The sequence below is a fragment of the Streptomyces sp. SID11385 genome, assembly GCF_010548245.1.
In the GTDB taxonomy this organism is placed as follows: domain Bacteria; phylum Actinomycetota; class Actinomycetes; order Streptomycetales; family Streptomycetaceae; genus Streptomyces.
In genome coordinates, this window is the sequence record NZ_JAAGLR010000750.1 from 1 (window position 1) to 20384 (window position 20384).

Here is a 20384-nt window from a genome sequence, read left to right on the forward strand (position 1 = left end):
CCTCGGCGGCCGTCGCGACCGCCTCGACGACCGCCGAGGCCGTCCCGTCGAGGTACGGGGCGATGAAACCGGCCATCGCCTCGCCCGCCCCGCGCGAGCCCGCCGGACTCGCGCCCTCGCGGTACTTGCCGGTGAGCACCCCGCGCCCGAGCGGCGAGGAGGGCAGCAGGCCCACGCCGAGGTCGCGCGCGGCGGGCAGCACCTCGCGCTCGACGCCGCGCTGGAGCAGCGAGTACTCCATCTGCGTGCTCGCCAGCCTGGTCCGCGTGCCGCCGCCCGCGAGCTGCCAGGTCGCGGCCTTGGCGAGCTGCCAGCCGCTGAAGTTGGAGACGCCCGCGTACCGGGCGCGGCCCGTGCTCACCGCGAGGTCGAGCGCCTGGAGGGTCTCCTCCAGCGGCGTCACGGGGTCGAAGGCGTGCACCTGCCACAGGTCCACGTAGTCCGTGCCGAGGCGCCTGAGCGAGGCGTCGAGCGCGTCGAGCAGGTGGCCACGCGAGGCGTTGAAGCGGCGGTCGGGGTCCGGGACGCTGCCGGCCTTCGTCGCGATGACGAGGTCCCGGCGCGGGACGAGGGATTCGACGAGCTGCCCGAGCAGGTACTCGGCCTCGCCGTCCGCGTAGACATCCGCGGTGTCGACGAGCGTGCCGCCCGCCTCCCAGAAGACCTTGAGCGAGGCGGCCGCCTCGTGCTCGTCGGTGTCCCGGCCCCAGCCGAGGGTGCCGAGCCCTATCCGGGACACACGCAGGCCGGTCCGGCCGAGATGCCTCTGCTCCATGAACGCTGAGATTACGCGTCGGACGTGCGTTCGCTCCTTATTGATTGCGTCGGCTTCGCCTCCGGGAGCGCCGGTGCCGGTGTCGGGAGGCTCGACGTGCTCGGTGAGCTCGTTCCTCGCCCACCTGCGCGCGACGAGCCTCCCGACACCGTCGCGCTCCCTTCGGCTCAGCCGACGCTGCTCGGCCCTGCGGGCCTCGGGGGATGAAGCTCACTCCGCCGCACGCGCCGCTTCCCTGTCGCCGCGTACAAGGGGGCAGTAGAGTCCCCCGCAGTAAACGTTACTGATCAGTAAGGGGTGTGGCGCATGCGGCTCGGGATCAATCTCGGCTACTGGGGCGCGGGCATGGACGCGGACAATCTCGCCGTCGCGGTCGAGGCCGACCGGCTCGGATACGCGGTCTGCTGGGCCGCCGAGGCGTACGGCTCGGACGCGCCCACCGTCCTCGCCTACGTCGCGGCCAAGACCGAGCGCATCGACATCGGTTCGGCGATCCTCCAGATCCCGGCGCGGCAGCCCGCGATGACCGCGATGACGGCCGCGACCCTCGACTCCCTCTCCGGCGGCCGCTTCCGGCTCGGCCTCGGGGTCTCGGGCCCGCAGGTCTCCGAGGGCTGGTACGGGGTCAAGTTCGACAAGCCGCTCGCGCGCACCCGCGAGTACGTGGAGATCGTGCGCCGCGCGATGAGCCGCGAGCGCCTGAGCTTCGAGGGCGAGCACTGGACGCTCCCGCTCCCCGGCGGCCCCGGCAAGCCCCTCAAGCTCACCGTGCACCCCGAGCGCCCGCACATCCCGCTCTACATCGCCGCGATCGGCCCGAAGAACCTGGAACAGACGGGCGAGATCGCCGACGGCGCGCTCCTCATCTTCCCGGCCGCCGCGCACCTGGAGGAGACGGCGATCAAGCCGATCCGCGCGGGCCGTGAGAAGGCGGGCAAGACGATGGAGGGCTTCGACGTCGTGCCCACCGTCCCCCTCGCGCTCGGCGACGACATCGAGGCGCTGGCCGACACCTTCCGCCCGTACACCGCGCTCTACGTCGGCGGCATGGGCAGCCGCAAGCAGAACTTCTACAACCGCCTCGCCCAGCGCATGGGGTACGAGAAGGAGGCGGCCGAGATCCAGGACAAGTACCTCGCGGGGGACAAGGACGGCGCCGCCGCCGCGATCCCGCACAGCCTCATCGACTCCACGACCCTGCTCGGCCCCGTCGACCGCATCGCCGACGGCATGCGCGCCTACGCGGCGGCCGGGGTGACGACCCTCACCCTCGCCCCCGCCGGGTTCACGCGCGAGGAGCGCATCGCCGCGCTGCGCGCGGGCGCCGAGGCGCTGGAGCGGGCCGGGGTGGCCTGAGCGGAGCCGGTACGGGGGCCTGGTCGGGTCCGTACGGGCCGCACGGCGAGGGGCGCGCGTCCAGCGGACGCGCGCCCCTCGCCGTACGTCGCCGCCCCTGGCCGCCCCTCACCCGAACGGCCCATCCTCCTCCGGCGTCCGCTTGCCGGACCCCGGGGCCGCGCCTTGACTCGTCGGGCGGGCACGTGCGCGCCCCGATGTGGAGGTACGGAGATGCTTTCGGCCAGGAGTCTCTTCCAGGAGATCATCGACAACGACGAGACCTACCGGCTCTTCTGCTCGGTGGCCGCCAGCGGTGAGGCCCAGGGCGGCTGGGAGAACGGGCGGATCGCCGCCCTGCTCCCGGCGAGCATGGTGCATCTCGCCCCGAAGGTCGCCCGGCACGGCGCCGACGAGGACAAGCACGGGCGCATCTTCCACGGCCTCATGCGCCGCCGCGGGGTCGAGCCCGTCGACGTCCCGCCCGAGACCGACTACACGATGCTCCTCGAACGCGCGGGCATCGGCCTCCCGCACGCCAAGCTCGACGCCGACGAGCCGCTGACCGAGGAGGACGTCATCACCTACCTCGCGCACAGCCGCGTCACCGAGCAGCGGGCCTCGGACCAGATGGACATGCTGCGCCGCTACTTCGCCGCCCACCCCGAGGTCGGCAACGCGGTCCGGATCATCTCGGCCGACGAGGACAACCACCTCGCCTACTGCCACGAGGAGCTGCTGCGCCTGGCGGGCGAGGGCCACGGCCGCGTCATCCAGCGCGTCCTGCACGAGTGCGCGCGCGCCGAGAACCTCATCTACCGCGACGTGAGCCTCGCCGTCATGGACCACATCGGCCGCATCCTCGGCTGGTCCCGCCCCAAGGCCGCCGTCCTCGCCTCCGCCATCCACGCCGCCTACGCCTGGGAACGCGCGATCGGCTGGCGCCGCATGGTCACCCTCACGATGCCCCCTCGCCGCGACGCCCTCGGCGGCCCGGCGACCCCGGAGCCGGAGTTCGCCTGAGGAACTCGCCGCCGCCCGTCCCCGGCCCGCGGGGGCGGGCGGCGGCGTGCCGTCGTTCAGAGCCAGCCGCGTCGTTTGAACTGCTGGTACAGGAGGACTTCCAGGATGATCATCAGGGCGATGACCGCCGGGTAGGACCACACCCAGTGGAGCTCCGGCATGTGGTCGAAGTTCATGCCGTAGATGCCCGCGATCATCGTCGGTACGGCGGCCATCGCCGCCCATGCCGAGATCTTGCGCATGTCGTCGTTCTGGCGCACGCCCATCTGCGCGAGGTGGGCCGAGAGGATGTCGGACACGAGGCGGTCCAGGCCCTCGACGGACTCGTTGACGCGGGTCAGGTGGTCGCTCACGTCGCGGAAGAAGGGCCGTACCGCGTCGTCCACGAAGGGCACCGCCGCGGCGAAGGGGCCGTTGCCCGCCAGGCGCAGCATCGGCATCGCGAGCGGGCCGGTGGCGCGGCGGAACTCCAGGATCTGGCGCTTGAAGTTGTAGATCCGCGAGGCCGTGCTCGCTCCCGTGCCGGAGGTGGAGCCGTCGGGCGAGAAGACCGCCGTCTCCAGCTCCTCCAGGTCGTTCTGGAGCTCGTCGGCGACCACCAGGTAGTGGTCCACCACCTCGTCCGCGATCGAGTAGAGGACCGAGGTCGGCCCGTGCCGCAGCATCTCGGGCTTCTCCTCCAGGTGCTTGCGCAGCTCCGCTATCGGCGTTCCGTCGCCGTGCCGCACGGTGACCACGAAGGAGTCGCCGAGGAAGAGCATCAGCTCGCCCGAGGAGACCGTGTCGCTGTCGGCCTCGTAGTGCACGGGCTTGAGGACGACGAAGAGCGAGTCGTCGTAGACCTCCAGCTTCGGGCGCTGGTGTGCCTTGAGCGCGTCCTCGACGGCGAGCGGGTGGAGCTTGAACTCGTCGGTGACGTGCGTGAACTCCTCCTCGCTCGGTTCGTGCAGACCGATCCACACGAAGGCGTCGCCGGTCGCACGGGCGGCGTCGAGCGCGTCCGAGAAGTCGCTGGGGCCGTCCGTGCGGTGGCCGTTCCGGTAGATGCCGCAGTCCACGATCACGGAACCCATAGTGCCCTGCCCTCCGGGGGGTATACGTGGCTGGTGGGCCTGCTGGCGAGGAGGTCCGCCGCTCTGCCGGGCCGGCCGCCTCGGGGCTCCGCCCCGGACCCCGCTCCTCAAGCTCCCCCAGCCTTCGGCCGGGAGGTGCCCCCAGAGGGGCTGGAAACACGGGCACGTAGGGTGGAGCGCATGACCACCCTCATCCTCGTGCGCCACGGACGGTCGACCGCCAACACCGAAGGGGTGCTCGCCGGGTGGATGCCCGGGGTGGCCCTGGACGAGCGGGGGCGGGAGCAGGCCGCGGCGCTGCCGGGGCGCCTTGAGGGGCTGCCGCTCGTGGCCGCCGTGGCGAGTCCGCTCCAGCGGTGCGAGGAGACGCTCGCGCCGCTGCTCGCCGCGCGCCCCGGGCTGCCGCTGCACAGCGAGGAGCGGATCGGGGAGTGCCACTACGGGGACTGGACGGGCCGCAAGCTCAAGGAGCTGAGCGGCGAACCGCTCATGGACGTGGTCCAGAACCACCCCTCCGCCGCGGCCTTCCCCGGCGGCGAGTCCCTGCGCGCGATGGCCGCCCGCTCCGCGGAGGCGGTACGGGAGTGGAACGAGCGTCTCACCGAGGAGCACGGCGAGCAGGCGATGTACGTCATGTGCTCGCACGGCGACATCATCAAGTCCCTCGTCGCCGACGCCCTCGGCCTCCACCTCGACCAGTTCCAGCGCATCCACGTCGACCCCTGCTCCGTGACCGTCATCCACTACACGCGGTTGCGCCCCTTCCTCGTCCGGCTCGGCGACACCGGTGACCTCACGGGACTCCGGCCCCGCGCCGAGGGCGGCGAGCAGGGGCAGGCCACGGTCGGCGGCGGCTCGGGAGCGGCCTGATCGTCACCGGCAGTAGGCTGTCCGGTACCCGTGGCCCCGTGGGCCCCGCTCCCCCCGACTTCTGATCCCAAGGAGAGTCAAGGACGTGTCCCGTCAGGTGTTCCTCTACGACCCGCCGGAGCGCTTCGTAGCCGGTACGGTCGGGCTCCCCGGGCGCCGTACCTTCTTCCTCCAGGCTTCGGCCGGTGGCCGGGTCACCAGCGTCGCCCTGGAGAAGACCCAGGTGGCGGCGCTCGCCGAGCGCATGGACGAGCTGCTGGACGAAGTGGTGCGGCGCAGCGGCGGCAACGCCGCGGTCCCGGCCGTCGCGCCCGCAGAGGTCGCCGACTCGGGCCCGCTCGACACCCCCGTCGAGGAGGAGTTCCGGGTCGGCACGATGGCGCTCGCCTGGGACGGCGACGCCGAGCGCATGATCGTCGAGGCGCAGGCCCTCGTGGAACTCGACGCCGAGTCGGAGGACGAACTCGCCGCCGCCGAGGAGCAACTTCTCCAGGACGACGAGAACGGCCCGCCCATGCTGCGGGTCAGGCTCAGCGGCTCCCAGGCCCGGGCCTTCGCCAAGCGCGCGCTCGACGTCGTCAACGCGGGCCGGCCGCTGTGCCCGCTGTGCAACCTCCCGCTCGACCTCGAAGGACACGTGTGCCCGCGACAGAACGGATACCGCAGGTCGGCGTGAGCGAGCCCACCGAAGCCCTCGACCCGGCCCTCGTCCGTGACATCCTCACGCGCGGCGAGCTGACCGTACGCGGGCAGATCACCCAGGCGTCCAACGCCGTCCTGCTCTGCGACGCCGTACTCGACGGGCGGAGCCTCGCCTGCGTGCACAAGCCCGTCGCGGGGGAGCGGCCCCTGTGGGACTTCCCCGACGGCAACCTCGCCCGCCGCGAGGTCGCCGCGCACGAGGTGTGCCGGGCGATGGGCTGGGACTTCGTCCCGCTCACCGTGCTCCGCGAGGGGCCGTGGGGGGAGGCGATGACCCAGCTGTGGATCGAGACGTCCGAGGACGGCGGCGGGCTCCTGGCCCTCCAGGACGGCGAGGAGCCCGAGGAGGGCTGGAAGGCGATCGGCCTCGCGGAGGTCGAGGAGGACCGTACGGCCCTGCTCGTCCACCGCGACGACCCCCGCCTGCGTCTGCTCGCCGTCCTGGACGCCGTCATCAACAACGCCGACCGCAAGGGCGGCCACCTGCTCCCCACCCCCGAAGGCCGCCTCCACGCCATCGACCACGGCGTCACCTTCCACACGGACAACAAGCTGCGGACCCTGCTGTGGGGCTGGGCGGGCGACCCCCTGCCGCCCGAGGCCCTCGACGCCCTGGCGCTCCTGTCGGAGGCTTTGGACGGCCCGCTGACGGCCACCCTGACCCCCCTCCTCACGGAGCCGGAGATCACCGCCCTGCGCAGCCGGGTCGGGACCCTCCGCGACACGGGAATCCATCCGGAACCGAGCGACGAGTGGCCGGCGATCCCCTGGCCACCGGTGTAAGGAGATCCAGCCCGTCCGCGGGCACCTCCCGGCCGAAGGCCGCGGGGGTTCGGGAACCCGTCGGAGGTAATCGGGCCGCACCCGGCCACCACCGCCACCCCCGGCCGGTTAACCTCGACATATGCATTCCTGGCCCGCTTCCGAGGTCCCCGCTCTGCCCGGCAAGGGCCGCGACCTCCGAATACACGACACCGCCACCAACGGTCCCGTGACGCTCACCCCCGGCGAGGTGGCCCGTATCTACGTCTGCGGGATCACCCCGTACGACGCGACGCACATGGGACACGCGGCCACCTACAACGCCTTCGACCTCGTCCAGCGGGTCTGGCTCGACTCCGGGCGCCAGGTGCACTACGTGCAGAACGTCACCGACGTCGACGACCCGCTCCTGGAGCGGGCCGTGCGCGACGGCGAGGACTGGACGGGGCTCGCCGAGCGCGAGACCGCCCTGTTCCGCGAGGACATGATCGCGCTGCGGATGCTGCCCCCGCGCCACTACATCGGCGCCGTCGAGGCGATCCCCGGGATCGTCCCGCTCGTCGAGCGGCTGTGCGCGATGGGTGCCGCGTACGAACTGGAGGGCGACATCTACTTCTCGGTCGCCTCCGACCGCCACTTCGGCGAGGTCTCGAACCTCGACGCGGAGGCGATGCGGCTGCTCTCCGCCGAGCGCGGCGGCGACCCGGAGCGTCCCGGCAAGAAGAACCCGCTCGACCCGATGCTGTGGATGGCCGCCCGCGAGGGCGAGCCGAGCTGGGACGGCGGCAGCCTCGGCGACGGCCGCCCCGGCTGGCACATCGAGTGCGTCGCCATCGCGCTCGACCACCTCGGCATGGGCTTCGACGTGCAGGGCGGCGGCTCCGACCTCGCCTTCCCGCACCACGAGATGGGCGCCTCGCACGCCCAGGTCCTCACCGGCGAGCACCCCTTCGCGCGCTCCTACGTGCACGCGGGGATGGTCGGTCTCGACGGCGAGAAGATGTCGAAGTCCAAGGGCAACCTGGTCTTCGTCTCGCAGCTCCGCAAGGACGGCGTCGACCCGGCGGCGATCCGCCTCGCCCTGCTCGCGCACCACTACCGCGAGGACTGGGAGTGGACCGCCCAGGGCCTTCAGGAGGCTGTGGACCGGCTCGCCCGCTGGCGCGCCGCCGTCTCGCGGCCCGACGGCCCCTCGGCGGAGGCGCTCGTCGAAGAGGTACGGGACGCGCTCGCCGACGACCTCGACTCGCCCCGCGCCCTGCTCGCCATCGACCGCTGGGCCGCGCGCCAGCAGGAGACCGGCGGCGAGGACACGGGCGCGCCGGGCCTCGTCTCGCGCACGGCCGACGCCCTCCTCGGCGTCGCGCTGTGACGCGTGCTGTGATCCACACGGCCTAGCCGCGGAGACGGAGGAGGGGCGAGGCGCCGACCGGCACCTCGCCCCTCCTCCGTACGTACGACCCCGGCCAGGACGCCGGGCTCAGTCCTTGCCCGGCCCGTCCTCGTCCGGGCGCTTCTTCTCCTTGGCGGAGGACTCCGGCGCGTCCGTCTCGGGGGCCTCCGTCTCGGGGGCCGGCGCCTCCGTCTCGGGGGCGTCCGCCTCCCGGGCGTCCGTCTCCGGCTTCTCGTCCGTCGGCTTCGGCTCCTTCGGCTCCTCCGCCCGCGTGGGCCGCGTGGACCGCGCCCGGTCCCCGCCAGGACCCGTCTCGCGCCCGAAACCGCCCGGCGCTCCCCCCGGCCCTCCGCCCGGCTCCCTGCGCCGCAGGTACCTCTCGAACTCGCGCGCGATCGCCTCGCCGCTCGCCTCCGGAAGCTCCGCGGTGTCCCGCGCCTCCTCCAGCGACTGCACGTACTCGGCGACCTCGCTGTCCTCGGCCGCGAGCTGATCGACCCCGAGCTGCCAGGCGCGCGCGTCCTCGACCAGCTCGCCGAGCGGGATGCGCAGGTCGAGCAGGTCCTCCAGGCGGTTGAGGAGAGCGAGCGTCGCCTTCGGGTTCGGCGGCTGCGAGACGTAGTGCGGTACGGCGGCCCACAGGCTCACCGCCGGGACCCCGGCGTGGGTGCACGCCTCCTGGAGGATGCCGACGATGCCCGTGGGGCCCTCGTACTTCGACTCCTCCAGGTCCATGGTGCGCGCGAGATCCGGATCGGAGGTGACCCCGCTCACCGGGACAGGGCGGGTGTGCGGGGTGTCGCCCAGGAGGGCGCCGAGCACCACGACCATCTCGACACCCAGCTCGTGCGCGAAGCCGAGCAGCTCGTTGCAGAACGAGCGCCAGCGCATCGAGGGCTCGATGCCGCGCACGAGCACGAGGTCGCGCGGGCGTTCACCGGTGATCCGGACCACGGAGAGCCTGGTGGTGGGCCAGGTGATCTTCCGGGTGCCGTCCTCCATGAAGACGGTGGGCCGGTTGACCTGGAAGTCGTAGTAGTCCTCCGCGTCCAGCGCGGCGAAGACCTCGCCCTTCCACTCCTGCTCCAAGTGCGCGACCGCGGTGGAGGCGGCGTCCCCGGCGTCGTTCCAGCCCTCGAACGCGGCCACCATGATGGGGTCGATCAGCTCGGGGACCCCTTCGAGCTCGATCACCCACCGCCTCCTTCGGACGTGTTCCCAGACATACGCCCCACCTTACGGCGTGGACGGGGGACCGCCGCGGTCCCCTGCGAGGAGAACGCCCGATCACTGCCCCGCACGCCGAGGCTTACTCCTCCGCGCTCTTTCCGCCCTCCTCCCACAGCGTGGTCGGCGCCTCGCGGCGCACGACGGGCAGCACCTCCTCGGCGAAGCGCTGCAACAGCTCGATCTGCTCGCCGCGTTCGAGCCCGAAGCCGTCGACGCTGATCGACTGGAGGTCGTGGCGGTAGGAGGCGTGGAAGCCGAGCAGCTTGTCGATGACCTGCTGCGGCGAGCCGATGAGCTGCGGCCCTTCCGCGATCGCGTCCTCGATCGTCGCGAAGGGGGTGTTGTATCCGGCCTTCCCCGCGAGGTGCGGTTTGAAGTTCTGCCGCACGGACGCCTCGTACAGCTCGCGGTAGCGGCTGATCGCCTTCCCGGCCGTGTCCGCGAGGAGCAGACCGCCGGAGCCGGCCGCGACGCGGGCCGTGGCGGGGTCGTGCCCGTGGGCGGCGAACCGCTCGCGGTAGTGAGCGACGAGACGTACGTACGCCTGGCGCGGCTGGATGGCGTTGGCGGTGAAGAGCGGGTCGCCGTGGCGCGCGGCGAGTTCGGTGGAGAGCGGGCTGGTCGCCGAGCCGTGCCAGACGGTGGGCGGCGCCGCGTACGGGCGCGGCACCGTCGTGACGTCCTTGAGCGGCGGCCTGAACTCGCCCTCCCAGTCGACGCCCTCCTCGCGCCACAGCCGGCGCAGCAGCTCGTACTTCTCCGCCTGGAGGTCCCACTGCCGTTCCTCGTCGAGGCCGTAGAGGGAGAAGTGCCCGGCCTCCGCGCCCTTGCCGATGACGAGTTCGAGGCGCCCGGCGGCGAGCTGGTCGAGCGTCGCGTAGTCCTCGGCGACCCGTACCGGGTCGAGGATCGCGAGCACCGTCACCCCGGTGAGCAGCTTGATCCGCTCCGTACGGGCGGCTATCGCGCCGAGCACGACGGTGGGCGAGGAGGAGAGGAAGGCACCGGCATGGCGCTCGCCGACCGCGAAGGCGTCGAAGCCGAGCGCCTCGGCGGCCTCGGCGAGCGCGAGGACGTCCCGGAACCTCTCGGCCGCCGGTCGCCTCACGGAGGTGAGGGGGTGGGGCGCGTGCTGGATGAGGCTGAGCACCTGAAACTTCATGTCGACCACTGTGCGCGGCGAGTGTTGCGGCACTGTGGCGGCGGTGCGAAGGCGGGGGCGGGCGGGGGAGTGGTGCGGGTACGGGAGTGGTGCGGGCAGGGGAGCGGGGCGGCCGCTCGTTCGCGTGCCGCCCCGCCCGTGCCCGTGGGACGCCGTACGAGCGCCCCGCCGCCGTCTCAGCTCTCGCGTTCCGCCAGGACCTTCGCGACCCGCTCGCGCAGCGCGTCGTCCGTGAGGCCGCGGATCGTCAGCGTCGTGCGGCGGCGCAGCACGTCGTCCGGGGTCTCGGCCCACTCCTGGTCGCGGGCCCACACGACCTGCGCCCAGATCTCCGGGGCCTCCGGGTGGATGCGCTCGCCGAGCTCGGGGTGCTCGTTGGCGAGGCGCGCGATGTCGAAGGCGAGGGAGCCGTAGTGCGTCGCGAGGTGCTGCGCGGTGTCGGCGGCCATCTCGGTGCCCGCGCCCTGGTGGTCGACGAGGAGCCGGTGCTTGACGGCGAGCGGGTTGGCGACGCCGGGCAGCGGCAGCTTCGAGGGCAGCTCGGAGATGGGCTCCATGTCGTCGCCGAGCGGGTGCCCGGGGAGCGAGGCGAGCTTGTCCATGACCGTGCGGCCGATGTGCCGGAAGGTCGTCCACTTGCCGCCCGCGACGGAGAGCATTCCGCCCTTGCCCTCGGTCACGACCGTCTCGCGCTTCGCCTTCGCGGTGTCCCCGGGACCGCCGGGCAGCACGCGCAGGCCCGCGTAGGAGTACGTGATGAGCGAGCGGTCGAGCTGCTGGTCCCGTACCGAGAAGGCGGCCTCGTCGAGGATCTGCTGGATGTCCTTCTCGTTGACCGCGACGTCGCCGGGTTCGCCCTCGTACTCCTCGTCGGTCGTGCCGAGCAGGAGCATGTCCTCCCAGGGCAGCGCGAACGTGATGCGGTACTTGTCGATCGGCGTGGCGAGCGCGGCGTTCCACGGGGAGGTGCGCTTGAGGACGAGGTGCGCGCCCTTGGAGAGCCGGATCGAGGGCGCGGCGCCCGGGTCCTCCATGCGGCGCAGGTGGTCCACCCAGGGGCCCGTCGCGTTGAGGACGAGGCGCGCGTCGACGCCGAACTCGGTGCCGTCCATGCCGTCGCGCAGCTCGGCGCCCGTGACCCGCCCGTTGGTGAAGCGCAGCCCGGTGACGGCGGCGTGGTTGAGGACGACGGCCCCGGCGTCGACGGCCGCGCGGACGGTCATGACGGCCATGCGCGCGTCGTTCATCTGGCTGTCGCCGTAGACCGCGACCGCCTTCAGGTTCTCCGTGCGCAGTTCGGGCACGTCGCGCTGGGCGCGCGCGGGCGAGAGCAGGTGCCCGACGCCGTCGCCGAAGCCGGAGAGCGCCGAGTAGGCGAAGACGCCCGCGCCGAGCTTCGCGGCACCGTGCGGGCCGCCCTTGTAGACGGGCAGGTAGAAGGTGAGCGGGTTGGCGAGGTGCGGGGCGACCTGCCCGGCGACCGCGCGCCGCTCGAAGTGGTTCTCGGCGACGAGCTTGACCGCCCCTGTCTGGAGGTAGCGCAGCCCGCCGTGGAGCAGCTTCGAGGAGGCCGAGGAGGTGGCCCCCGCGAAGTCGCCGCCCTCGACGAGCGCGACCCGCAGTCCGGACTGGGCGGCGTGCCAGGCGGTGGAGATGCCCAGGATGCCGCCGCCGATGACCAGGAGGTCGTAGTTCGCGCGGGCGAGCTGTTCGCGGGTCTCGGCGCGGCTCGGACCGCTCGCGGCGGCCGGGTGGGTCCCGAGGCTCGGCAGGTGCTGGACGGTGGTCATGTCGTGCTCCTCGTCATGCGTTCCGGAGGTGGTCGCGGGGCGCGCCTTCTGGGCGGGGCCGCCGCGCCGCCCTCCGGTGATCCGGGTCGGTTCCCGGAGGGGGGCCGGGGCAGGGTCCGGAGCGGGGCGCGACCTCTTCGTCCTGTGCGCCCGCCCCGGGCCCCGGCCCGGTGGGGGTTCAGCTCTCTTCGTCGTCCAGCCAGCCCATGGTGCGCTGGACGGCCTTGCGCCACTTCTTGTACTCGGCCTCGCGGGTCTCCTCCGGCATCTTGGGCGTCCACTCGGCCGCCCGGCGCCAGTTGGCCCGCAGTTCCTCGACGTCGTTCCAGAAACCGACCGCGAGGCCGGCCGCGTACGCCGCTCCCAGACACGTGGTCTCGGCCACCATCGGCCGCACCACGGGCGCGTCGAGCACGTCCGAGAGCGTCTGCATCAGCAGGTTGTTCGAGGTCATGCCGCCGTCCACCTTGAGGGCGGTCAGCTCGACCCCGGAGTCCTTCTTCATCGCGTCCGCGATCTCCCTGGTCTGCCACGCGGTGGCCTCCAGGACGGCGCGGGCGATGTGCGCCTTGGTCACGTACCGGGTGAGCCCGGCGATCACGCCACGCGCGTCCGGGCGCCAGTACGGGGCGAAGAGCCCGGAGAAGGCCGGGACGAAGTAGGCGCCGCCGTTGTCCTCGACGGAGGAGGCGAGCGTCTCGATCTCGGCCGCCGAGTTGATGAGGCCCATCTGGTCCCGCATCCACTGCACGAGCGAGCCGGTGACCGCGATCGACCCCTCCAGGGCGTACACGGGCGCCTGGTCGCCGATGCGGTAGCCGACCGTGGTGAGCAGTCCGCTGTAGGAGTTGATCGCCTTCGTGCCGGTGTTGATCAGCATGAAGGTGCCGGTGCCGTACGTGGACTTCGCCTCGCCCTCGGCGAAGCACGTCTGCCCGAAGAGCGCGGCCTGCTGGTCGCCGAGCGCCGAGGCGACCGGGATGCCGCCGAGCACGTCCCCGAGCAGTCCGCCCTTGACCTCGCCGTAGACCTCGGCGGAGGAGCGGATCTCGGGGAGCACCGACTTGGGCACGCCGATCGAGGCGCAGATCTTGTCGTCCCACTCCAGCGTGCGCAGGTTCATCAGGAGGGTGCGCGAGGCGTTGGTGACGTCGGTGACGTGCACGCCGCCGTTGACCCCGCCGGTCAGGTTCCAGATGACCCAGGAGTCCATCGTGCCGAAGAGCAGGTCGCCCCGGTCGGCGCGCTCCTGGAGCCCGTCCACGTTGTCGAGGAGCCAGCGGATCTTCGGGCCGGCGAAGTACGAGGAGAGCGGCAGGCCCGTCTCGCGGCGGAAGCGGTCGGCGCCGACGTTGCGGCCCAGTTCCTTGCAGAGCGCGTCGGTACGGGTGTCCTGCCAGACGATCGCGTGGTGCACCGGCTCGCCGGTGTGCCGGTCCCACAGCATCGTGGTCTCGCGCTGGTTGGTGATGCCGATCGCCTTGACGTCGGCCTTGGTGATCCCGGCCTTGCGGATCGCCCCGGCGACGACCTCCTGCACGTTGTCCCAGATCTCCGAGGCGTCGTGCTCGACCCAGCCGGGCTTCGGGAGAAACTGCTCGTGCTCCTTCTGGTCGACCGAGACGATCCGGCCGTCGCGGTCGAAGACGATGCAGCGGCTCGACGTCGTGCCCTGGTCGATCGCGGCGATGAAGGGGCCGGTGCCGTGTCCTGTGGTGGGGGTGCTCATGAGTGGCGCTCCTGTTTACGTCATACGTCGGTGTACGTCGTGGGTGCGGGCGGGTCCGGGGACCCGGGCCGCGCGGTACGGGCCTCGCTCAGGCGAAGCAGAGCTTGTAGACCCCGCCGGCCGCCGCCGCGCCGATGAGCGGTGCGATGACCGGGATCCACGCGTACCCCCAGTCCGAGCCGCCCTTGTTCTTGAGCGGCAGGAGGGCGTGGATGATGCGCGGGCCGAGGTCACGTACCGGGTTGATCGCGTACCCGGTCGGGCCACCGAGCGAGAGACCGATGCCGACCACGACGAGGGCGGTGATGAGCGCGCCCAGGGTGCCGAGGCCGTCGCCCTTGCCGTTGAGGCCCTGCGTGAGGATCGCGAGGACCAGCACGAAGGTCGCGATGATCTCGGTCATCACGTTCTGCACGGGGTTGCGGATCTCGGGGCCCGTGGAGAAGACGCCGAGGAGGGGGCCCGCCTTGGGGGACGCCTGCTTCTCGATGTCGACGAGGCCCTCCTCGCCCTTGGGGCCGGGACTCACGAACTCGGGGTCCGCGAGGTGCGCCCGGAACTGCCCGTAGTAGGCGAGCCAGACGAGCACGGCGCCGACCATGGCGCCGGCGAGCTGCGAGCCCATGTAGAGCGGTACGTCGCTCCACTTGGTGCCGCCCTCGATGGCGAGGCCCAGCGTGACCGCCGGGTTGAGGTGGGCCCCGGAGGGCCCGCTCGCGATGTAGGCACCGGTGAGGACGGCGAAACCCCAGCCGAAGGCGATGGCGACCCAGCCCGCCTCGTACGCCTTCGACCGCTTGAAGGTCACGGCGGCGCACACACCGCCACCGAGCAGGACCAGTACGGCGGTTCCGATGAACTCGCCGAAGAAAATGTCGGAGCTGGACACCCGCGACTCCTTTGTCCTTCGTCCAGGGGTGGCGAACCCCTCTTCCCCGGGGGCTGAACCACCTCCGAAGGGGAGGGGCGTCGCCGGCCCGTGGCGTCTGGCCACCCTAACGCTGTTTTTCGGCAACTGTTCGACAATGCCGACCAATGACCGGCAGTTTTCTCCTCGGGCGGCACCTCGTCAACCCTCCTGCGCGCTGGATCGCGGGCCACTCGCCCCCTCAGTGTGGTCTGCGACACACCGTCCGGCGAGTGGATGGCACCCCTGCCCGTGCGGCGGCGCACGCCTTTCGCCCGTGTCCGCGCGGGAAGCGGCGGCCGTCGCCCGGGGACCGCGCCTGCGGCGAACGGGTGACGGGACGGGGTGAGGCGGGTGCCGGGCCCGGTGCCGTGAAAGTGCTAGAAGCGGGCCGCGCCCAGGTCCCGGGAGACGGCGCGGGCGCACTCGCGGACCGCGGCGATCAGCTCGGGGCGCAGGGTGCCGTCCGGGCACAGGCGCTCGACCGCGCCCGTGACGGCGACCGCGCCGACCGGGAGGGCGCGGCGGTCGTGGATGGGGGCGGCCACCGAGGTCACGCCCTCCCAGGTCTCCTCCAGATCGGCGGCCCAGCCCCGCTTGCGGGTCTCGTCGAGCGCCGCGGTGAACTCCTCCGCGGCCGTCACCGTGCGCGCCGTGAAGGACTTGCGCTCGTTCTCCAGGGCCTCGCTGCGGGCCACCGGATCGAAGGCGCACAGGACCTTGCCGAGCCCCGTGGAGTGCAGCGGCTGCATCGCGCCCACCTCCAGGACCTGGCGGCTGTCGTCGGGCCGGAAGACGTGGTGCACCACGAGCACGCCGCCCAGGTGCAGCACCCCCAGGTGCACGCTCTCGCCGCTGGAGCGCGCCAGGTCGTCGGCCCACACCAGCGCCCTGGCCCGCAGCTCGTGCACGTCGAGATAACTGTTCCCGAGCCGCAGCAGCTCCGCGCCGAGCTGGTACCGCCCCGAGGCCGGGTCCTGCTCCACGAAGCCCTCCGCCTGGAGGGTGCGCAGGATGCCGTGCGCGGTGCCCTTGGCCAGGCCGAGGGTCGCGGAGATGTCCGACAGGCCCAGCCGCCGCTCGCCGCCGGCGAGCAGCCGCAGCATCGCGGCCGCCCTCTCCAGCGACTGGATGTTCTTCGCCATCAGCCCGGTGTCTCCTCAGTTCTCCGCGGGCCGGCGCCGCCCGGACCCTCCACGTGCGCACCCATGATCCCGCACGTTGCCCACTCCTCATGGTCGGCCATGCTGAACATCATGCGCCTATGCCGAAGACGTGTCACGGGCGTGGGCCGAGAACCCGGGTGCGGTGCGCGCCCCGGGACCGCGAATGGGCGTACCGCGCTGTCGGCGAACGCGCGGCGGCCATAACGTGACGAAAGACCCGCGGGCGGCCGGGAAGCCGGGCCCCGCCCCTCGTCCGCGCGCCCGCGCCGGTCCGCCCCCCGTGCCCGTCCACCAGAGCAGGGACACCGCCCCATGCCGCAGGAAGACCACCCCACGCCGCGGGAACACTTCCCCGCCCCCGAGTCCGGGATGCTCCTCAGCTACTTCCTCACCGTCGCCGACGTGCCCCGCTCGCGCGCCTTCTACACCGACGTCCTCGGCGGTGAACTGGTGCTCGCGGAGAACCCCTGCACCGTCCGCCTGGCCAACAGCTGGCTCATCATGAACCCCGGCGGCGGGCCCACCCCGGACAAGCCGGGCATCACCCTGCACCCGCCCGAGGACCCGTCCACCGCGACGTGCTTCCTCAACATCCGGGTGGCCGACATCCAGGCGGTCTACGAGGAATGGAGCGCGAAGGGCGCCACGTTCGTCACGCCCCCGATCGACCGCAAGGCGGAGATCCGCTGCTATCTGCGGGACCCCGACGGCTACCTCATCGAACTCGGCCAGGCCACGGGAATGCTGCACGGCGTCTACGCCGACCCGCCCGCCGGAAAGGCCTGATCCGGCCCCCGCGGCGGCGCCCGCGACCGTCCGCCACGTGGTACGGGCCGACGAGCGAGGCACCGCCCCGGTTACGCTGCCTTCGTGCGGTGCCCGCGAGGGCGCCGCAAAGCCGACAGCCGTCGCACCTCAGGGAGCAGACCCATGGCCCACCCGTCCCTCCATGCCGCAGATCGCGTCACCGCCCTCCGCGAAGCCCTCGCCTCCCGCGTGGTCGTCGCCGACGGAGCGATGGGAACGATGCTCCAGGCGCAGAACCCCACGCTGGAGGACTTCCAGGACCTGGAGGGCTGCAACGAGGTCCTCAACGCGACCCGCCCCGACATCGTCCGCTCGGTGCACGAGGCGTACTTCGACGTCGGCGTCGACTGCGTGGAGACGAACACCTTCGGCGCCAACCACTCCGCCTTCGGCGAGTACGACATCGCCCACCGCATCCACGAGCTCTCCGAGGCCGGCGCCCGCCTCGCCCGCGAGACCGCCGACGCCTACACGGCCCGCGACGGCCGCACCCGCTGGGTGCTGGGCTCGATCGGCCCCGGTACGAAGCTGCCGACGCTCGGCCACCTCCCGTACGGCGTCCTGCGCGACGGGTTCCAGCAGAACGCCGAGGGTCTGCTCGCGGGCGGCGCCGACGCGCTCATCGTCGAGACGACGCAGGACCTCCTCCAGACCAAGGCGTCGGTGCTCGGCGCCCGCCGCGCGCTGGACGCGCTCGGCGTCCAGGTCCCGCTCATCGTCTCGCTCGCCTTCGAGACGACGGGCACGATGCTCCTCGGCTCCGAGATCGGCGCCGCGCTCACCGCGCTCGAACCGCTCGGCATCGACCTCATCGGCCTGAACTGCTCGACGGGCCCCGCCGAGATGAGCGAGCACCTGCGCTACCTCGCCAAGCACTCCCGTATCCCGCTCACCTGCATGCCCAACGCGGGCCTGCCCGTCCTCACCAAGGACGGCGCGCACTTCCCGCTCACCGCCCCCGAGATGGCGGACTGGCAGGAGAACTTCGTCAACGACTACCACCTCTCGCTCGTCGGCGGCTGCTGCGGCTCCACGCCCGAGCACCTGCGCCAGGTCGTGGAGCGGGTACGCGGCATGGCGCCGGGCAGCCGTGAGCCGCGCCCCGAGCCGGGCGCCGCCTCGCTCTACCAGACGGTCCCCTTCCGGCAGGACACCTCCTACCTCGCGATCGGCGAGCGCACCAACGCCAACGGTTCCAAGAAGTTCCGCGAGGCCATGCTGGAGGGCCGCTGGGACGACTGCGTCGAGATGGCACGCGACCAGATCCGCGAGGGCGCGCACATGCTCGACCTGTGCGTCGACTACGTCGGCCGCGACGGCGTCGCCGACATGCGCGAACTCGCCGGGCGCTTCGCCACCGCCTCCACGCTCCCGCTCGTCCTGGACTCGACCGAGGTGAACGTCCTGGAGGCCGGGCTCGAAATGCTCGGCGGCCGGGCCGTCATCAACTCCGTCAACTACGAGGACGGCGACGGCCCCGAGTCCCGCTTCGCGCGCGTCACCGCGCTCGCCCGCGAGCACGGCGCCGCGCTCATCGCGCTCACCATCGACGAGGAGGGCCAGGCCCGTACCGTCGAGACCAAGGTCGCCGTCGCCGAGCGCCTGATCGCCGACCTGACGGGCAACTGGGGCGTCCACGAGTCGGACATCCTCATCGACTGCCTCACCTTCACCATCTGCACCGGGCAGGAGGAGTCCCGCAAGGACGGCATCGCGACGATCGAGGCGATCCGCGAGCTGAAGCGCCGTCACCCCGACGTGCAGACCACGCTCGGCCTCTCCAACATCTCCTTCGGTCTCAACCCGGCCGCGCGCATCCTGCTCAACTCCGTCTTCCTCGACGAGTGCGTCAAGGCCGGGCTCGACTCGGCGATCGTGCACGCGAGCAAGATCCTGCCCATCGCCCGGTTCAGCGAGGAGGAGGTCACCACCGCCCTGGACCTCGTGTACGACCGCCGCGCCGAGGGCTACGACCCGCTCCAGAAGCTCATGCGGCTCTTCGAGGGCGCGACGGCCAAGTCCCTCAAGGCCGGCAAGGCCGAGGAACTCGCCGCGCTGCCGCTCGACGAACGCCTCAAGCGCCGCATCATCGACGGCGAGCGCAACGGCCTCGAAGCCGACCTCGACGAGGCCCTGGAGACCCGTCCCGCGCTCGACATCGTCAACGCCACGCTGCTCGACGGCATGAAGGTCGTCGGCGAGCTGTTCGGCTCCGGGCAGATGCAGCTGCCCTTCGTGCTCCAGTCCGCCGAGGTCATGAAGACCGCGGTCGCGTACCTGGAACCGCACATGGAGAAGTCCGACGCCGAGGGCAAGGGCACCATCGTGCTCGCCACCGTGCGCGGCGACGTCCACGACATCGGCAAGAACCTCGTGGACATCATCCTGTCCAACAACGGCTACAACGTCGTCAACCTCGGCATCAAGCAGCCCGTCTCCGCGATCCTGGAGGCCGCCGAGGAGCACCGCGCCGACGTCATCGGCATGTCCGGACTCCTCGTCAAGTCCACCGTGATCATGAAGGAGAACCTGGAGGAGCTGAACCAGCGCGGCATGGCGGCGGACTACCCCGTCATCCTCGGCGGCGCGGCCCTCACCCGCGCCTACGTCGAGCAGGACCTCCACGAGATCTACCAGGGCGAGGTGCGCTACGCCCGCGACGCCTTCGAGGGCCTGCGCCTCATGGACGCCCTCATCGGCGTCAAGCGCGGGGTGCCCGGCGTGACGCTGCCCGAGCTGAAGCAGCGGCGGGTGCGGCCCACCGCGAGCGCCGTCGTCACGGAACTCGCCGAGGGCGAGGAGGAGGGCCAGGTCCGCTCCGACGTCGCGACCGACAACCCGGTGCCCGCGCCGCCGTTCTGGGGCAGCCGCGTCGTTAAGGGCATCCCGCTCAAGGACTACGCCTCCTGGCTCGACGAGGGCGCGCTCTTCAAGGGCCAGTGGGGCCTGAAGCAGAACCGCACGGGAGAGGGACCGGCGTACGAGGAACTCGCCGAGACCGAGGGCCGCCCGCGCCTGCGCGGCTGGCTCGACCACCTCCAGCGCGAGAACCTCCTCGAAGCCGCCGTCGTCTACGGCTACTTCCCCTGCGTCTCCAAGGGCGACGACCTCATCCTCCTCGGCGAGGACGGCTCCGAGCGCACCCGCTTCACCTTCCCGCGCCAGCGGCGCGGACGGCGGCTGTGCCTCGCGGACTTCTTCCGCCCCGAGGAGTCCGGCGAAACCGACGTCATCGGCCTCCAGGTCGTCACCGTCGGCTCCCGCATCGGCGAGGCCACCGGCAAGCTCTTCGCCGCCGACGCCTACCGCGACTACCTCGAACTGCACGGTCTCTCCGTCCAGCTCGCCGAAGCCCTCGCCGAGTACTGGCACGCCCGCGTCCGCGCGGAACTCGGCTTCGGCGGCGAGGACCCCGCCGACGTCGAGGACATGTTCGCCCTCAAGTACCGCGGCGCCCGCTTCTCGCTCGGCTACGGCGCCTGCCCCGACCTGGAGGACCGCGCCAAGATCGCGGCGCTCCTGGAACCCGAGCGCATCGGTGTCCAGCTCAGCGAGGAGTTCCAGCTCCACCCCGAGCAGTCCACCGACGCCCTCGTCATCCACCACCCCGAGGCGAAGTACTTCAACGCCCGCTGAGCAAAGAACCGGCCCCTCTGGGGG

16 protein-coding genes are annotated in these 20384 nt (G+C 72.1%); 8 read left to right on the plus strand and 8 right to left on the minus strand.

The annotated features are described in order from the left end of the window. Positions 1-775: aldo/keto reductase (locus G3I42_RS22940; RefSeq protein WP_164288842.1), on the minus strand; the 775-nt coding region annotated here is incomplete at its 3' end. 306 nt (positions 776-1081) lie between these two features. On the opposite strand from G3I42_RS22940, the gene G3I42_RS22945 reads away from it, so the two are divergent. Continuing rightward, positions 1082-2131: an LLM class F420-dependent oxidoreductase gene (locus G3I42_RS22945; protein WP_164288843.1), complete on the plus strand. Its 1050-nt coding sequence runs from the start codon at positions 1082-1084 to the stop codon at positions 2129-2131. A 213-nt stretch (positions 2132-2344) separates the two neighbouring features. Continuing rightward, positions 2345-3133: a ferritin-like domain-containing protein gene (locus G3I42_RS22950; RefSeq protein ID WP_164288844.1), complete on the plus strand. Its 789-nt coding sequence runs from the start codon at positions 2345-2347 to the stop codon at positions 3131-3133. Positions 3134-3189: 56 nt separating this feature from the next. Here G3I42_RS22950 and corA read toward each other — a convergent pair whose 3' ends face one another. After that, entirely contained in the window at positions 3190-4197 is a 1008-nt protein-coding gene (gene corA / locus G3I42_RS22955) for a magnesium/cobalt transporter CorA (RefSeq protein WP_343244634.1), read from the minus strand. 189 nt (positions 4198-4386) lie between these two features. On the opposite strand from corA, the gene G3I42_RS22960 reads away from it, so the two are divergent. The 4 genes from G3I42_RS22960 (at position 4387) to mshC (ending at position 7912) form a co-directional block, all read left to right on the plus strand. Then, on the plus strand, positions 4387-5076 hold the full coding sequence (locus tag G3I42_RS22960) for a histidine phosphatase family protein (protein ID WP_164288846.1): 690 nt from the start codon (positions 4387-4389) through the stop codon (positions 5074-5076). 85 nt (positions 5077-5161) lie between these two features. Further along, positions 5162-5752 (plus strand): DUF3090 domain-containing protein, encoded by a 591-nt coding sequence (locus G3I42_RS22965; protein ID WP_164288847.1) that lies wholly within the window; start codon positions 5162-5164, stop codon positions 5750-5752. Next, positions 5749-6561: an SCO1664 family protein gene (locus G3I42_RS22970; protein WP_164288887.1), complete on the plus strand. Its 813-nt coding sequence runs from the start codon at positions 5749-5751 to the stop codon at positions 6559-6561. Before G3I42_RS22965 ends, G3I42_RS22970 begins: the two co-directional genes overlap by 4 nt. A 121-nt stretch (positions 6562-6682) precedes the next feature. After that, positions 6683-7912, plus strand: a complete 1230-nt coding sequence (gene mshC, locus G3I42_RS22975; RefSeq protein ID WP_164288848.1) for a cysteine--1-D-myo-inosityl 2-amino-2-deoxy-alpha-D-glucopyranoside ligase — start codon at positions 6683-6685, stop codon at positions 7910-7912. Positions 7913-8020: 108 nt separating this feature from the next. Here the strand turns inward: mshC and G3I42_RS22980 are convergent, their stop codons facing one another. From G3I42_RS22980 to G3I42_RS23005, 6 genes are all read right to left on the minus strand, one after another. Beyond that, a complete protein-coding gene (locus G3I42_RS22980; protein WP_164288849.1) occupies positions 8021-9127 on the minus strand; it encodes a PAC2 family protein in 1107 nt (368 codons plus the stop codon). Between the two features lie 115 nt (positions 9128-9242). Continuing rightward, positions 9243-10325: an LLM class flavin-dependent oxidoreductase gene (locus G3I42_RS22985; RefSeq protein ID WP_164288850.1), complete on the minus strand. Its 1083-nt coding sequence runs from the start codon at positions 10323-10325 to the stop codon at positions 9243-9245. 176 nt (positions 10326-10501) lie between these two features. Then, a complete protein-coding gene (locus G3I42_RS22990; protein ID WP_164288852.1) occupies positions 10502-12115 on the minus strand; it encodes a glycerol-3-phosphate dehydrogenase/oxidase in 1614 nt (537 codons plus the stop codon). Positions 12116-12293: 178 nt separating this feature from the next. Further along, complete coding sequence (glpK, locus tag G3I42_RS22995; protein ID WP_164288854.1) at positions 12294-13844, minus strand: glycerol kinase GlpK; 1551 nt, start codon at positions 13842-13844, stop codon at positions 12294-12296. Positions 13845-13932: 88 nt separating this feature from the next. Beyond that, on the minus strand, positions 13933-14733 hold the full coding sequence (locus tag G3I42_RS23000; RefSeq protein ID WP_164288856.1) for an MIP/aquaporin family protein: 801 nt from the start codon (positions 14731-14733) through the stop codon (positions 13933-13935). A 398-nt stretch (positions 14734-15131) separates the two neighbouring features. Beyond that, complete coding sequence (locus G3I42_RS23005) at positions 15132-15896, minus strand: IclR family transcriptional regulator (RefSeq protein WP_164288858.1); 765 nt, start codon at positions 15894-15896, stop codon at positions 15132-15134. A 333-nt stretch (positions 15897-16229) separates the two neighbouring features. On the opposite strand from G3I42_RS23005, the gene G3I42_RS23010 reads away from it, so the two are divergent. Together G3I42_RS23010 and metH are read left to right on the plus strand one after the other, a co-directional pair. Continuing rightward, positions 16230-16703 (plus strand): VOC family protein, encoded by a 474-nt coding sequence (locus tag G3I42_RS23010; protein ID WP_164288860.1) that lies wholly within the window; start codon positions 16230-16232, stop codon positions 16701-16703. A 144-nt stretch (positions 16704-16847) separates the two neighbouring features. Further along, positions 16848-20360 (plus strand): methionine synthase, encoded by a 3513-nt coding sequence (gene metH, locus G3I42_RS23015; protein ID WP_164288862.1) that lies wholly within the window; start codon positions 16848-16850, stop codon positions 20358-20360. Positions 20361-20384: the final 24 nt, after the last annotated feature.

Coding starts and splice junctions, on each gene's coding strand:
- G3I42_RS22945 (WP_164288843.1), top strand. CDS start 1,082: ATGCGGCTCGGGATCAATCTCGGCTACTGGGGCGCGGGCATGGACGCG.
- G3I42_RS22950 (WP_164288844.1), top strand. CDS start 2,345: ATGCTTTCGGCCAGGAGTCTCTTCCAGGAGATCATCGACAACGACGAG.
- G3I42_RS22960 (WP_164288846.1), top strand. CDS start 4,387: ATGACCACCCTCATCCTCGTGCGCCACGGACGGTCGACCGCCAACACC.
- mshC (WP_164288848.1), top strand. CDS start 6,683: ATGCATTCCTGGCCCGCTTCCGAGGTCCCCGCTCTGCCCGGCAAGGGC.
- G3I42_RS22985 (WP_164288850.1), bottom strand. CDS start 10,325: ATGAAGTTTCAGGTGCTCAGCCTCATCCAGCACGCGCCCCACCCCCTC.
- G3I42_RS22990 (WP_164288852.1), bottom strand. CDS start 12,115: ATGACCACCGTCCAGCACCTGCCGAGCCTCGGGACCCACCCGGCCGCC.
- glpK (WP_164288854.1), bottom strand. CDS start 13,844: ATGAGCACCCCCACCACAGGACACGGCACCGGCCCCTTCATCGCCGCG.
- G3I42_RS23005 (WP_164288858.1), bottom strand. CDS start 15,896: ATGGCGAAGAACATCCAGTCGCTGGAGAGGGCGGCCGCGATGCTGCGG.
- G3I42_RS23010 (WP_164288860.1), top strand. CDS start 16,230: ATGCCGCAGGAAGACCACCCCACGCCGCGGGAACACTTCCCCGCCCCC.
- metH (WP_164288862.1), top strand. CDS start 16,848: ATGGCCCACCCGTCCCTCCATGCCGCAGATCGCGTCACCGCCCTCCGC.